The sequence below is a fragment of the Sphingomonas sp. genome (assembly GCF_035944535.1).
In the GTDB taxonomy this organism is placed as follows: domain Bacteria; phylum Pseudomonadota; class Alphaproteobacteria; order Sphingomonadales; family Sphingomonadaceae; genus Sphingomonas_B.
Map to the genome: position 1 here is coordinate 45,785 of NZ_DASZBC010000011.1, position 14,402 is coordinate 60,186.

Below are 14,402 nucleotides of genomic sequence, written 5' to 3' on the forward strand. Positions count from 1 at the left end.
CAATATGGGCGCGGATGAAGATGCGCGCGGCTTTGTTTTGATCGTCATTCCCGCGAAAGCGGGAACCCAGCCCTTACTACCTGCGGCAGGGCAACTGGGTCCCCGCTTTCGCGGGGATGACGAAGAGGGAAAAGCTGACCATGCACGCCTACCGCACTCACAATTGCGGCGCGCTCCGCGCCTCCCATGTCGGCGAGACAGTTCGCCTGTCGGGTTGGGTGCACCGCAAGCGCGACCATGGCGGCGTGCTGTTCGTTGATCTGCGCGATCATTATGGCATCACTCAAGTGGTAGCCGACGTGGATTCACCCGCGCTGCCGATCCTTGAAGGTCTTCGTGCCGAATCCGTTGTCACCATCGACGGTGTGGTGAAGGCGAGGGCGGCGGGCACGACCAATGCGAACCTGCCGACCGGGGAGATCGAGGTCTTCGCCAAAGGCGTGGCAGTGCAGTCGGCTGCGCATGAACTGCCGCTGCCGGTGGCTGGCGAGGCCGATTATCCAGAGGACATCCGCCTTCGTTACCGTTTCCTCGACCTTCGCCGCGAGCGCATCCACCAGAACATCGTGCTGCGATCGAACGTGATCAGCTCGATTCGACGGCGGATGATCGATCAGGCCTTTACCGAGTTCCAGACGCCGATCCTGACTGCGTCGAGCCCGGAGGGTGCGCGCGATTATCTGGTACCGAGCCGCGTGCATCCGGGCAAATTCTACGCGCTCCCGCAGGCGCCTCAGATGTTCAAGCAGCTGATCATGGTGGCCGGCTTCGACCGTTATTTCCAGATCGCCCCCTGCTTCCGCGACGAGGACGCACGGGCCGACCGTTCGCCGGGCGAGTTCTACCAGCTCGATTTCGAAATGAGCTTCGTCACCCAGGACGATGTGTTCGCGGCGATCGAGCCGGTGCTGCACGGCGTCTTCGAGGAGTTCGCGAACGGCCGCCAGGTCAGCGCGGCGCCGTTCCCGCGCATTCCATATCGGGAGGCGATGCTGAAATATGGCTCGGACAAGCCGGACCTGCGCAACCCCATCGTGATCAGCGACGTGTCGGAGCATTTCAAGGGCTCAGGCTTTGGCCTGTTTGCGCGTCTTGTCGAAGGCGGCTCGGTCGTTCGCGCCATCCCGGCGCCGAACACCGCCGGGCACAGCCGCAAATTCTTCGACGACATGAATGACTGGGCGCGATCGGAAGGCCATGCCGGACTCGGCTACATCACGCAGAAGGGCGGGGAGCTCGGCGGGCCGATCGCCAAGAACCATGGCGAGGAAGCCACGCGCAAGCTGGTCGCGGGACTCGGCCTTGGGCCCGATGACGGCATCTTCTTCGCGGCGGGTAAGGAGGCCCAGGCAGCCAAGCTCGCCGGCGCCGCCCGCACTCGCGTCGGCGAGCAGCTCGGCCTGATCGACCAGAACAGGTTTGAGTTCTGCTGGATCGTTGACTTCCCCATGTTCGAATATGACGAGGAAGCGAAGAAGGTCGATTTCTCGCACAATCCCTTTTCGATGCCGCAGGGCGAGTTGGAGGCGCTGGAGACCAAGGATCCTTTGGACATTCTCGCCTACCAATATGACATCGTCTGCAACGGCGTGGAGCTGTCTTCGGGCGCGATCCGGAACCACCGGCCGGAGATCATGTACAAGGCGTTCGAGATTGCCGGTTACAGCAAGGAAGACGTCGACACGAACTTTGCCGGCATGATCAACGCCTTCAAGTTCGGCGCGCCGCCGCACGGCGGCTCCGCGCCGGGTATCGACCGGATCGTCATGCTGCTGGCCGACGAGCCGAACATCCGCGAAGTGATCCTTTTTCCGATGAACCAGCGGGCCGAGGACCTGATGATGGGAGCGCCGAGCCAGGTCACGCCCAAGCAGCTGCGCGAACTCCACATTCGCACGGTGGACGGGCCGGGTACGAAGGAGGCGAAGGCTCCCGCGGCGGTGGTTGCCCCGGAATAGGACATTTTAGCGCGGTTCGGGCTGAGCATGTCGAAGCCCTCCCTTGTTCTTGCTGAGGTGTAGGAAGAGAAGGGAGGCCTTCGACAAGCTCAGGCCGAACGGTATTCATGGCGATCGACCTTTCCGACTACGAACGCGGCGCCCCTTACCCCGGCAACTATTCGGCCGATCTCGCCGCGTTGCAGGAGCGGCTCGCGCGCATCCAGGTCGCTCATATCGTGCACAAGCGTCGCGCGATCGTGCTGCTCGAAGGGTGGGACGCGGCGGGGAAGGGCGGCATCATCCAGCGGCTGACCGCCAAATGGGACCCGCGCTATTTCGACGTCTTCCCGATCTCCGCGCCGACCGCGGAAGAGAAGGACAAGCATTTCCTCTGGCGCTTCTGGCGGAAGCTGCCGGCGTCGGGCGAGATCGCGGTGTTCGACCGGAGTTGGTATGGTCGCGTGCTGGTCGAGCGGGTCGAAGGGTTCGCGTCCGAGCCCGACTGGCGGCGTGGCTATGACGAGATCAACGAGTTCGAGGCGCAGCAGCGCGACTGCGGCACGACAATCGTCAAGCTGTTCGTCCATGTGACGCAGGAGGAGCAGGACAAGAGACTGAAGAAGCGCTTCGAAGACCCGTGGAAGCGCTGGAAGACGGGGGCCGACGACTATCGCAACCGCGTCAGGCGGCCCGCCTATCTCGACGCGATCGACGACATGTTCCGGATGACGAACACCCGCTGGGCACCATGGACGGTAATCGACGGCAACGACAAGAAGGCCGCGCGGATCGCATCGCTCACTGCGATTGCCGACCAGCTGGAGGCGCATGTGCCGATGGAGCCGCTACCTCTCGATCCGGAGCTGGAGCAAATGGTCAGAAGGGAGCTCGGTTAAGCCGTCATCCCGAACTTGTTTCGGCATAAGCTATCCGCCTCTCCAGGCCGGTGCGGAACGGCCGGCATCCGTCGCTTCGACGCTTATCCCGAACCAAGTTGGGGATGACGGAGTCAGGGATATCGGACCTCCAAAACCTCATACTCCTTTTCGCCGCCGGGCAGTGCGATTCGGCGCACGTCTGCGATTGCAGCCCCCCGTAGCGCACGCGCGATCGGAGAGTCCCAGCCGACCAGGCCGCGCCCGGCGTCCGCTTCGTCATTGCCGACGATCGTGATCGTCCGCCGATTATCGTCTTCGTCGGCGATGGTGACGGTCGCGCCGAAAAAGACACGCGACTTGTCGGGCTGCGCGGCCGGGTCGACGACCTTGGCTGCCTTCATCTTGGCGGAGAGCCGCCCGAGCGTACGATCTATCTCGCGCAGCCTTTTGCGGCCGTAGATGTAATCGCCGTTCTCCGAGCGGTCGCCGTTCCCGGCCGCCCAGCTGATCGTCTCGACCAGCTTTGGGCGCTCGTCGCCGAACAGCCGGTCGTATTCGGCGCGCAGCGCAGCGAAGCCGGCGGGAGTGATGTAATTGGGGCGGTCCATGCCTCATCTGTACCCCGGCGTAGGCCGGGGTCCAGTCTGGGCCCCGGCCTACGCCGGGGAACGTCAACCCCGCGTATTCTTGCCCAGATATGCGCTGAGCAAGGCCGGTCCGCGCTTATGCGCCTTGTCCGGGTTCAGCGTGTCGTAGACGACCGCGTTCTCCAGCACGCGCTGCACATAGTTGCGCGTCTCGTAGATCGGGATCTCCTCGATCCAGCGAACAATGTCGGCGCCGGGCAGGCGCGGGTCGCCATTGGACCGGATCCACTTGTTCACATTGCCTGGCCCGGCATTATACGCCGCCACCGCCAAGGGGTAATTGCCACCATAATAGCTGAGCATCCGCTGAAAATAGCCGGAGCCGAGCTGGATATTGTAGTTGGTGTCGCTCGTCAGTGCGGGCGCGTCATAGCTTAGGCCGATCTTGCCCGCCTGCTCCCGCGCCGTGCCAGGCATCAGCTGCATTAGCCCTCTTGCGCCTGCATGGCTGACCGCCGCCTTGTCGAACTGGCTTTCCTGGCGCGCAATGGCGTGGATGATCGTTGTCCAGGCCTCCTGGCCCTGCGGCACGCGGACCAGCGGGTAGCCGGCGCGCACGGACGAGGACGCGCCATTGATCCGGGCGTTGCGGCCGACCATCACGGCCAGATCGGGCCGGCCGATGCCTTGGGCGAGTTCGGTGGCCAGCGCATGCTCTGCATCGCTCTCCACGCTCGCCGCGATCGCGCGGACGAACAGGCTCTGGTCGGTCCAGCGGCCCTGCTGACCGAGAATGCGGGCTGCGCGCACGATCTCACGCTGGTTGAATGCCAGCCGCTCCTGTGTGGTCGGAGCGGTGGCGCCCTGCGAGCCGGGCGCGGGAATCGGCCGGTTCAGCCGCTCGAGCGCGAGCTGGCCGTAAAACTGATCCGGGTGCGTCGCTGCCATAGCGAAGAGCCGCTGCGACTCCTCTGCCCGGCCAGCGACCTGTGCCGCGCGCGCGGCCCAATATTGTCCCTTGGCCTGTGTCTGGGGGGACTTGGCGGCGCGGCCATAGCGTTCGAACATGCCGATCGCTTCGGCGGCGCGGCCGCTCTTCAGCGCGTTCCAGCCTGCGAGCCAGACCAGGCTGGTGTAATCGTCCCGTTCGCCGATCGGCCGCTCACGAACCTCGACGCCCGGCGCATAGGTGCCGTCGACCAGCCGGGCGATCCGGTAGGCGGCGGCGACATCGCCAGCGGCAACCGCTTCGCGAGCCCCGGACAGCAGCAGCTCGAACCAGCGCTCGACTTCCGCCGGGCGGCCGGTGAGCGTGCGGTTCTGCGCCAGCCAGCCGCGCGCCGCAGCTGGAGAAGAGGCGCGCAGCCAGATCGCCTTGTCGGCAACGAAGCCGGCATCGTTCTGGAACGCACTCGGCAAGGCATCGGCGATCGACTGCGCATCGGGAGCGTTGGTGCGGAGCGCCAGCCGCGCCTCGTAGAGCGCCCGTCTGGCGGCAGAGGTCAGCGGTAGCTGACGGGCGGCGGCCGTCGTCTTGCCGGCCCAGAGCAGCCGGTCCATCCGCTCGTCCTGGTCGGCGGTGGTGAAGCTTGCTCCGAACCGATCGAAGATGGCTGTCTCGTCGGTCGCGTTCAGCGATCCTGACGTCCAGGCCTTGCGCGCCGAGATCAGCGCGTCCGAACGGCGGCCTACCAAGAGCAAGGCCTCGGCATAGCGCGCGTGACCCGTGTTTGTGAGCGGCGGGAATTTGTCGAAATAGGCGACGATCCGTCCCGGCGCGACGATGCCCGGCTGCAGCGCGCGCTCGGCAGTGCGGCGCATCGCCTGCTCGCCGGGCCAGCCCGGATGAGCGATCAGGAAGCTGGCATAGCTGTCGAACGGCAGATTGTCGGTCTGGCGCAGCGCGTTCCACTGCGAAATGGCCGAAGCCACGCCGTCGTTTGCGCTGTAGAGCGGCTGCGGCGCCGCCGGCTGGGTCGGAACCAGCTGGGTCGGATCGGCCACCACTGACGTCGCGCCAAGGCCGAACAGCAGCGCGGAGGGCAGGACAAGTCGCTTGCTCATGCTGGACAGTCTAGGCGCCTGATCCTTATTGCGCGGTGAACCGGCCATACGCGAACCCCTTACATGGTCGACCATGCCCGAACCGGCCGCTCGGGTGAAGGAGAGAAATGATGTTTTCCGGCTCGATTCCGGCACTTGTGACCCCTTTCCGCGACGGACAGGTAGACGAAGCCGGTTTCAAGGCTTTCGTTGAATGGCAGGTGAGCGAGGGCAGCCATGGCCTGGTGCCCTGTGGCACCACCGGTGAATCGGCGACACTCAGCTACGACGAACATTACCGCGTGATCGACCTGTGCGTGGAAGCGGCCGCTGGCCGGGTGCCGGTGATCGCCGGCTGCGGCTCCAACGACACCGCGACCGCCAAGCGGCACATGGCGCACGCCAAGGCGGCGGGGGCGGCGGCAGCCCTGGTCGTGATGCCGTACTACAACCGGCCGAACCAGGAGGGGCTCTATGCGCATTTCGCGAGCCTGGCCGAAGCGAGCGACTTACCGATCATCCTGTACAACGTACCCGGCCGCACGGTCGCCGATATGACGGTCGACACAATGGCGCGATTGGCCGAAATCCCGACGATCATCGGCGTGAAGGATGCGACGGGCAATGTCGCGCGCGTGACGGCGCAGCGGCTTGCCTGCGGCGCGGACTTCGTGCAGCTGTCGGGCAATGACGACATGGCGCTCGGCTTCAACGCAATGGGCGGCGTCGGCTGCATCTCCGTCACCGCAAATGTCGCGCCCAAGCTCTGCGCCGAGTTCCAGCAGGCGTGCCTGGCTGGTGACTGGACCAGGGCGCTCGAGCTGCAGGACCGGCTTTATTCGCTCCACGCGGCGCTCTTTAGCGACGCCTCGCCGGGCCCCGCCAAATATGCGCTCAACAGACTGAAGCCGGAACTCTCGGCCGAATTGCGACTTCCTATGACCCTTCCCGGGGAGGCAAGCCGCCGCGCTGTGGATGCGGCGCTGAAGCACGCAGGATTGATCTAATTTGGCCCGTCCCCGCCCGACCGAGTTCGACAAGAAGAAGATCGTCGCCGAGAACCGGCGCGCGCGGTTCGACTATTTTATCGATCAGGTGTTCGAAGCCGGCATCGTGCTGACCGGCACCGAAGTGAAGTCGCTGCGCTTCGGCGAGGGCTCGATCGCGGAGAGCTATGCCGAGGTGAAGGACGGCGAAGTCTGGCTCGTCAACTCGAACGTGCCGGAGTTCAGCCATGGCAACCGCCACAACCATGAGCCCAAGCGCCCGCGCAAGCTGCTGTTGAAAGAGCGCGAAATCAACAAGATGCACGGCGCCGTCGCGCGCGAAGGCATGACGTTGGTGCCCTTGTCCGTGTATTTCAACGGGCGAGGCCGGGCCAAGGTCGAACTTGCACTGGCCAAGGGCAAGAAGGCGCATGACAAGCGCGAGACGATCAAGGAACGCGATTGGAAGCGGGAGCAGTCACGGCTGCTGCGCGGCGGGTAAAACGCCTCCTCCTTCGTCATCCCCGCGGAAGCGGGGACCCAGCTTCTACTTCGTTCACTTCACCTCTGGGTTCCCGCTTTCGCGGGAATGACGAAAGGTGAGTTTCGTCCACGGCCTGAACCGCAAGCGTTTCCAAGCGTAATCAGCGCGTGCGCCCAGGTCTCTTTCCCAGCTTCTTCCTTTCCGGCTTCGAATGCTCGACCTTTCTGTGGAAGGACAAGGGCCGGCGCGACCTGACCGCCGAGCTGCAGCATTGCCGCCATGCGGATGAGGATTATGCGATGTTCCGCCCGCTGGGCATCGCGGTCGCTCGCGAAGGCATTCCCTGGCCGCTGGTCGATCGCAGTGGCGATTATGATTTCTCCTGCATCGATCCTTTCCTGGAGGCGCAGCGGCGGCACGGCATGCTGCCGATCTGGGACCTGTGCCATTATGGCTATCCGGACGATCTCGACCCGCACTCCGATGGCTTTGTAGATCGCTTCGCCGCTTACGCGCGCGCCGCCGCACACTATGTCGCCGAGCGCGCGCATCACGGGCCCTTGTTCTTCACGCCGGTCAACGAGCCGACCTTCTGGGGCTATATGGGCGGGGAGTGGTCCTGGTGTGCGCCCTTCGGCAAGGATGCCGAATGCCGCCGCCGCTTCACGACGATGCTGGCCCGCGCCGACATCGCGGCCGTGAAGGCAATACGCGCCGACTTCCCCGAAGCGCGAATGGTCCATATCGATCCGCTGATCTGGGTCGTCCCGCCGCGCGACCGGCCCGACCTCGCCGAGGCCGCGCAGCGCGAGAGCTATGACGATGCCTATATCGCCTGGGACATCATCTCGGGACTAAAGAACCCGGAATATGGCGGCAGCCCGGAGATCATCGATATCCTGGGCTTCAACAATTACAGTTTCGGCCAGATGGAGTATCGAGAGGGCGGCCCGCACGTCGCGCTGGAGCCGGGCGACGACCGCATCCGATCCGTCTGCGATTTGGTCGAGGAGGCCTGGGCCAAGTATAAGCGCCCCTGCATCATCGCCGAGACATCGGGCCGCGGACAGGGCCGCTCGCACTGGCTGAACGACATCGCGTCCGAGTGCCTGTCCGCCATCCGCCGCGGCGTCGACCTGCACGGCATCTGCCTTTTTCCCGCCGTCGACATGACCGATTGGCACACGGGCGAGTGGCTTCGCATGGGTTTGGCCGATACGGAGCCGTTGCCCGATGGCACATTGATGCGTGTGCCCAGTCGCGACTATGCCGAGACTTTGCGTCGATGGCAGTGCCTGCTGGAAGATGCCGGCGCGCTCGATGAGGATCCCTATAGCGATCCGATCGACCTAGACCGGATCGCCGACATAGCGGAGCGGCACCAGCTTACCGCCGACGCGGACTGGCACTAATGCCGCTGCCATCGAGAAGCGTTCCGCCTTGGGACAGAATCTTAAGGTTAATCCGCCCTTAAGAGCACTTGACGGGGGCCTGGAATCCGGGAACGCTGCCTCCATAGCGCCGAGGGGTGTCGGCGCACATCGAATGGGGGTTTCAATGCAAACTTTGGTGAAGCGTTCGGCGAGTGTGCTCGCCTTTGTGTCTGCGACCACGATGCTCGCGGGTGTCGCGCATGCGCAGAACATGGCCGTCAGCAAAGACGGCCGCTGGACGGCGGTCAGCGAGATTGTGGGCCAGACCGCGACGTCTTCGGTCGTTGCGCCAGCCGGCGGCGGCGGCGGCGATCCGATCTATATCCCGACGCCGGGCAAATACGCTGGCACGGTCGGGCTGCGGATGGTCTTCACCAATGCGAACAACGTCCAAAGCGCCTTTGTGTGCTCGGGCAGCCTGGTCAACGGAAACACGATCGTGACCGCGGCGCACTGCATGGTCAATCCGGGCGCCGGGACGTTCACCAGCGCTTCCGCTTTCTTCCACAACGGTCCAGACGGGCCGACTGTGTACAACCCGGCGCTCTCCGGTTCGACCGAAGTGGCGGTGGTGAAGGCCATCGCCCATCAGAGCTACACTGGGCAGGTCGTCGACGAAAACGATATCGCGATCTTCAAGCTCAACAGCGCGCTGCCGAGCTTTGCCAAGGCCTATCAGCTGTCGTCGCTGACCGACCTGACCGGCGTCGATCACACGATTGCCGGCTATGGCGCGCGTTCCACCGCCGGCGGCTCGACCGGCACGCTGGCGGTCAGCAATGCGAACACCGGTCGCCTGCGTGACGCCGACAATCGCTTCGACTTCCGCTTCGGCGATCCCGACTTCGAAGGCTATTTCGACAATGCCTTCGGCCCTCCGGGCGTTCCGGGAGCCTCGGCCAAGAACGTCTGGGTCTCCGACTTCGACAATGGCACTGCGTTCCGCGACAACTCGTGCAATCTCGCTGGGTTCGAGGCCTCGAGCGCACCGGCCATCTTCAACAAGCCGGTCTTCTCGACGAGCAAATATTGCGATCTCGGGCGCGGCGCGCGTGAAGGCATCGGTGCCGGCGGCGACTCGGGTACGGGCTATTTCGTGAACGGCAAGCTGGCTGCGGTCCACTCCTTTGCACTTTGGTATCGCAACGACGAGTCGGCCAATCGCTTTGGCCAGTTCAAGGGTGCAGTCTCGGTAGACTTCCACCGTGCCTTCATCAACGCTGGCATGCTGGAGGCCGTGCCGGAGCCGGCCACCTGGGCGATGATGATCGGCGGGTTCGGCCTCGCCGGCGCCGCAATGCGCCGCCGTGCGCGTACTGCCGTCACCTTCGCCTAAGCGTCGGACGACAAGATGGAAGCGCCGCCGGTCTCACGACCGGCGGCGCTTCCTTTATGGGCGACCTTTCAGAACGGCAGGATTGTCGCAGTACGCAAACACAACTTCCTTGCTCAAAGGGGAGCGTCGCCCCGTGCTTGACACGGGGCTTGGCTAATTTTGCCTCCGGCGCCGAGAGCCACAGATCGGGCCATTCCGCACCGGCTCGACAGCGGAGAAAAGCCAAGCCCCGTGTCAAGCACGGGGCGACGGCGGTGGAAGGCTCGATGTTGGAGCATAACGAAACGTCCGATCCCTTTCACTAGCGGACGTTCAGAACGGCAAGATTGTCTCGTACTGCGCGAGCGGCGGCGCGCCGCGCACATGGGCGCCTTGCCGGAGCAGGAAGGCGTGGCGGACGATCTCGGCCTGCTGCTCTAGGCCGTAACGCTCCAGCGGCCAGCCGGGCTTGATGGCGTAGTCGTAGCGGCAGAAGGGGTGGCGGGCGAGGGGGAGCCAGACGCCCCGCTGATGCTGCCAGACATGCGTCATTTCGTGGATGAAGAGGCCCTGCTCGCTTAAGGTCCGTTCGGCATAATTCTCGTGGAACAGCCCTCCTTCGGGGTGGAACCAGATATGGCCATCCGGCGACATAGCGACGCGGCGGGGCTGGAACGGCCACCATTTGGCGGCGTGGATGCGGACCTGTCCATAGTCGATGGATGCGCCGAACATGGCGGCGGCGATGTTGCGCTCGCCTTCGGTGAGGGGGCGGCCTTGGCTCCTGCTCATATCGTCATCCCGAATTTGTGTCGGGATAAGGATGGTGTCGTCGCGACGCCGCGAGTTCGCGGGATGTGCGGACCGAGCTCATCGTCGAGCCTCCCGCGGCGGACGCCTTATCCCGAAACGAGTTCGGGATGACGATCATTTCTGGGTCGGCGCAGGCTCACCTGCGGCGACCAGCGGCGCATCCGCCTGGATCCGCTCTCCGTTCGAAAAGGAAAAGGTGAGGGTGATCCGCTTGGGCGGCTTGATGCCGGGGTTGATGCTCCACAGCATCACATGCTTGCCGCCGGGCTCGAACTTCACTTCGCTGCCCGCCGGAACCTGGACGCTGGTGACCGGCTTCATTGCCGCCATGCCCTGTTGGCCCGCCATGGTCTCGTGCATCTCGCTGCGGATCGCGACCTCGGTCGAGACCCCGATCAGGCTCACATCCTGGGGCCCGCCCCGGACGGTGAAATAGGCGGCCGAAGGATTCTCCCGCACCGGCGAGTAGCGCACCCAGGCGTCCGTAACGCGGAGCTGCTCTTCCTTGGCGCAGCCGGCGAGTGCGATCAGAAACAGCGCGGAGAGGGAGCGGATCATGAGCGGACAACCTCCATCGTAACGGCTGCGTTCCCCTACGTCCGTGCTCTCCTTGCGGCAAGAACAAGCGCACCTATATCGCAGCCGTAACTGGGCGGTCGCCTCTTTTGGGGCCGCCTGATCAATGGTTTGAACTTTAGGGGCAGACAGAGGAAAAATGGCCAAAGTTATCGGGATCGATCTCGGCACCACCAACAGCTGCGTTGCGGTGATGGAGGGCGGCAAGCCCAAGGTGATCGAGAATGCCGAAGGCGCGCGCACCACGCCTTCCGTCGTCGCTTTCACCAAGGACGGCGAACGCCTGATCGGTCAGCCGGCCAAGCGCCAGGCGGTGACCAATGGCGACAATACCATCTTCGCGGTCAAGCGCCTGATCGGCCGCCGCTTCGACGATCCGGTGACCAAGAAGGACACCGAGCTGGTCCCGTACCAGATCGTCAAGGGCAAGAATGGCGACGCCTGGGTGAAGGCAGGCGGCGAGGATTATTCGCCGTCGCAGATCAGCGCCTTCACGCTCCAGAAGATGAAGGAAACCGCCGAGGCCTATCTCGGTGAAACCGTCACCCAGGCGGTGATTACGGTTCCGGCCTATTTCAACGACGCGCAGCGCCAGGCGACCAAGGACGCCGGCCAGATCGCGGGTCTTGAAGTGCTGCGCATCATCAACGAGCCGACCGCGGCTGCGCTCGCCTATGGGCTTGAGAAGCAGGACGGCAAGACGATCGCGGTTTACGATCTTGGCGGCGGCACATTCGACGTGTCGATCCTGGAGATCGGCGACGGCGTGTTCGAGGTGAAGTCGACCAACGGCGACACCTTCCTGGGCGGCGAGGACTTCGACGCCAAGCTGGTCGAGTATCTGGCCGACAAGTTCAAGGCCAAGGAGCAGATGGATCTGCGCACCGACAAGCTCGCGCTCCAGCGGCTGAAGGAAGCGGCCGAGAAGGCGAAGATCGAGCTGTCCTCCACCCAGACGACCGAAATCAACCTGCCGTTCATCACCGCCCGCATGGAAGGCGGCGCGACGACGCCGCTCCATCTGGTAGAGACGATCACCCGCGCCGATCTCGAAAAGATGGTCGCCGACCTGATCGAGCGCACCAAGGCGCCGATGAAGAAGGCGCTCGAAGATGCCGGGATCAAGGCGTCCGACGTGGACGAGGTCGTGCTCGTCGGCGGCATGACCCGCATGCCCAAGGTCCGCGAGGCGGTGAAGGAGTTCTTCGGCAAGGAACCGCATACCGGCGTCAACCCGGACGAAGTCGTCGCCATGGGCGCGGCGATCCAGGCGGGCGTGCTGCAGGGCGACGTCAAGGACGTGCTGCTGCTGGACGTGACGCCGCTGTCCTTGGGCATCGAGACGCTGGGTGGCGTCTTCACCCGGATGATCGACCGCAATACGACGATCCCGACCAAGAAGACGCAGACCTATTCGACCGCCGACGACAATCAGCAGGCGGTGACGATCCGCGTGTTCCAGGGCGAGCGCGAAATGGCGGCGGACAATAAGCTGCTCGGCCAGTTCGACCTGGTCGGCATCCCGCCGGCGCCGCGCGGCGTGCCGCAGATCGAAGTCACCTTCGACATCGACGCGAACGGTATCGTCAACGTGTCGGCGCGCGACAAGGGCACTGGTAAGGAACAGCAGATCCGCATCCAGGCCTCGGGCGGCCTGTCGGACTCGGATATCGAGCAGATGGTCCGGGACGCCGAGAAGTTCGCCGAGGAGGACAAGAAGCGGCGTGCCGCGGCCGAGGCTAAGAACAACGCCGAGTCGTTGATCCACACGACCGAGCGCCAGCTGGCCGAGCATGGCGACAAGGTCGACGAGTCGGTCAAGTCGGAGATCGAGACGGCGATCGCCGATGCCAAGTCGGCGGTTGAGAGCAATGACACCGATCGGATGACTTCGGCGACTCAGACGCTTGCCCAGGCGGCGATGAAGCTCGGCCAGGCGATCTACGAGAAGGAACAGGCAGCGGCGGCGTCACCGGGCGCCGATGCTCCGGAGAGCGCCAACGACGATGTCGTCGATGCCGAATTCTCGGAAGTGGACGAGAACAAGGGTTAAGCCATGACCCCCCTTCGTCATTCCCGCGGAAGTGGGAACCCAGCTTTTCTTCCGGATGAGGACAAGCTGGGCCCCCGCTTTCGCGGGGGTGACGAAGGAAGGGCGGACGATCTCGAGGCGGAGCCCCGATGAGCACCGATGTAGATTATTACGAGCTGCTCGGGGTCGAGCGCACCGCGGACGACGCGACTATCAAGGCCGCGTATCGCAAGCTCGCGATGAAATATCACCCGGACAAGAATGGCGGGTGCAAGGATCATGAAGCCAAGTTCAAGGCCGTCAATGAGGCCTATGACTGTTTGAAGGACCCGCAGAAGCGCGCTGCCTATGACCGCTTCGGCAAGGCGGCGTTCCAGAATGGCGGCATGGGTGGGGGCGGCTTTCGCGGCGACCCTGGCTTTGAAGGTTTTTCGGACATCTTCGAAAGCATCTTCGGCATGGGCAGACAGGGTCCGCGTGGTCCCCAGCGCGGCGCCGATCTTCGCTACGATCTCGAGATCACGCTGGAAGACGCCTATCACGGCAAGCAGACCGAAGTCGCGATCGAGGTCTCGACCCAATGCGGCACCTGCGCTGGCACAGGCGCCAAGGCGGGCGCCGGCGCGCGTGCCTGCAACACCTGCGGCGGCATGGGCAAGGTCCGCGCGCAGCAGGGCTTCTTCGTCGTCGAGCGGACCTGCCCGACCTGCCACGGTGCGGGCGAAGTCATCTCCGACCCGTGCAATGTCTGTTATGGCGAGGGCCGCGTCGACAAGCAGAAGACACTGAGCGTCAACATCCCACCAGGCGTGGACGAGGGTACGCGCATTCGCCTGTCAGGCGAAGGCGAGTGCGGCCCGCGTGGCGCGCCCTGCGGCGACCTCTATATCTTCCTGCACGTGAAGCGGCACCCGATCTTCGAGCGCGAAGGCACGACGCTCTATTGCCGATGCCCCATCAGCTTCACCACGGCGGCACTGGGCGGTACCATCGACGTGCCCGGCCTCGACAAGCAGACGCACGAGATCCGCATCCCGGCCGGAATTCAGTCGGGCAAGCAGTTGCGGCAACGCGGTGCCGGAATGCCGGTGCTGAACGGCCGCGGCCATGGCGACATGGTCGTGCAGGTTGAGGTTGAAACGCCGACCAAGCTGACCGCGAAGCAGAAGGCACTTCTGGAGGAGTTCCGCGCTACCGAAACGGGTGACGAGTGTCCGCAGAGCCGTGGCTTCTTCGACAAGCTGAAGGCCGCTATCGGCGGCTGATCGCGGGGTCGCGCCGGCTGGCGCGATCACGGTGCCTGGCTTAGGATTAT

Annotated in this window: 11 protein-coding genes and 2 pseudogenes; 9 read left to right on the forward strand and 4 right to left on the reverse strand. The window is 64.4% G+C overall.

Annotation, left to right across the window (positions count from 1 at the left end):
* Positions 1–140 precede the first annotated feature (140 nt).
* Together aspS and VGT77_RS11570 are read left to right on the forward strand one after the other, a co-directional pair.
* Positions 141–1,958 (forward strand): aspartate--tRNA ligase, encoded by a 1,818-nt coding sequence (aspS, locus tag VGT77_RS11565; protein WP_327462958.1) that lies wholly within the window; start codon positions 141–143, stop codon positions 1,956–1,958.
* 107 nt (positions 1,959–2,065) lie between these two features.
* On the forward strand, positions 2,066–2,836 hold the full coding sequence (locus VGT77_RS11570; protein ID WP_327462712.1) for a polyphosphate kinase: 771 nt from the start codon (positions 2,066–2,068) through the stop codon (positions 2,834–2,836).
* Between the two features lie 113 nt (positions 2,837–2,949).
* Here the strand turns inward: VGT77_RS11570 and VGT77_RS11575 are convergent, their stop codons facing one another.
* Together VGT77_RS11575 and VGT77_RS11580 are read right to left on the reverse strand one after the other, a co-directional pair.
* On the reverse strand, positions 2,950–3,426 hold the full coding sequence (locus VGT77_RS11575) for a GreA/GreB family elongation factor (protein ID WP_327462714.1): 477 nt from the start codon (positions 3,424–3,426) through the stop codon (positions 2,950–2,952).
* A gap of 63 nt (positions 3,427–3,489) precedes the next feature.
* The gene (locus tag VGT77_RS11580) at positions 3,490–5,469 is read right to left on the reverse strand and encodes a lytic transglycosylase domain-containing protein (RefSeq protein ID WP_327462716.1); all 1,980 of its coding nucleotides are present in this window, start codon (positions 5,467–5,469) and stop codon (positions 3,490–3,492) included.
* Between the two features lie 110 nt (positions 5,470–5,579).
* On the opposite strand from VGT77_RS11580, the gene dapA reads away from it, so the two are divergent.
* From dapA to VGT77_RS15645, 5 genes and pseudogenes are all read left to right on the forward strand, one after another.
* Positions 5,580–6,455 (forward strand): 4-hydroxy-tetrahydrodipicolinate synthase, encoded by an 876-nt coding sequence (gene dapA, locus VGT77_RS11585; protein ID WP_327462959.1) that lies wholly within the window; start codon positions 5,580–5,582, stop codon positions 6,453–6,455.
* 1 nt (position 6,456) lies between these two features.
* The gene (smpB, locus tag VGT77_RS11590; RefSeq protein ID WP_327462718.1) at positions 6,457–6,936 is read left to right on the forward strand and encodes an SsrA-binding protein SmpB; all 480 of its coding nucleotides are present in this window, start codon (positions 6,457–6,459) and stop codon (positions 6,934–6,936) included.
* A 149-nt stretch (positions 6,937–7,085) separates the two neighbouring features.
* Positions 7,086–8,330 carry a hypothetical protein gene (locus VGT77_RS11595; protein WP_327462720.1) on the forward strand — a complete coding sequence of 415 codons (1,245 nt, stop codon included), beginning with the start codon at positions 7,086–7,088 and terminating at the stop codon, positions 8,328–8,330.
* A gap of 385 nt (positions 8,331–8,715) precedes the next feature.
* Positions 8,716–9,108: pseudogene (locus VGT77_RS15640) on the forward strand (trypsin-like serine protease); the annotation flags it as partial.
* Between the two features lie 474 nt (positions 9,109–9,582).
* Positions 9,583–9,687: pseudogene (locus VGT77_RS15645) on the forward strand (PEPxxWA-CTERM sorting domain-containing protein); the annotation flags it as partial.
* Between the two features lie 312 nt (positions 9,688–9,999).
* Here the strand turns inward: VGT77_RS15645 and VGT77_RS11605 are convergent.
* Together VGT77_RS11605 and VGT77_RS11610 are read right to left on the reverse strand one after the other, a co-directional pair.
* A complete protein-coding gene (locus VGT77_RS11605; RefSeq protein WP_327462724.1) occupies positions 10,000–10,458 on the reverse strand; it encodes a vgr related protein in 459 nt (152 codons plus the stop codon).
* Positions 10,459–10,593: 135 nt separating this feature from the next.
* Positions 10,594–11,037: a copper chaperone PCu(A)C gene (locus tag VGT77_RS11610; protein WP_327462726.1), complete on the reverse strand. Its 444-nt coding sequence runs from the start codon at positions 11,035–11,037 to the stop codon at positions 10,594–10,596.
* Positions 11,038–11,194: 157 nt separating this feature from the next.
* Here VGT77_RS11610 and dnaK point away from each other — a divergent pair, with 157 nt between their 5' ends.
* A complete protein-coding gene (gene dnaK, locus VGT77_RS11615) occupies positions 11,195–13,108 on the forward strand; it encodes a molecular chaperone DnaK (protein ID WP_327462728.1) in 1,914 nt (637 codons plus the stop codon).
* A gap of 128 nt (positions 13,109–13,236) precedes the next feature.
* On the forward strand, positions 13,237–14,352 hold the full coding sequence (gene dnaJ, locus VGT77_RS11620; protein ID WP_327462730.1) for a molecular chaperone DnaJ: 1,116 nt from the start codon (positions 13,237–13,239) through the stop codon (positions 14,350–14,352).
* Positions 14,353–14,402: the final 50 nt, after the last annotated feature.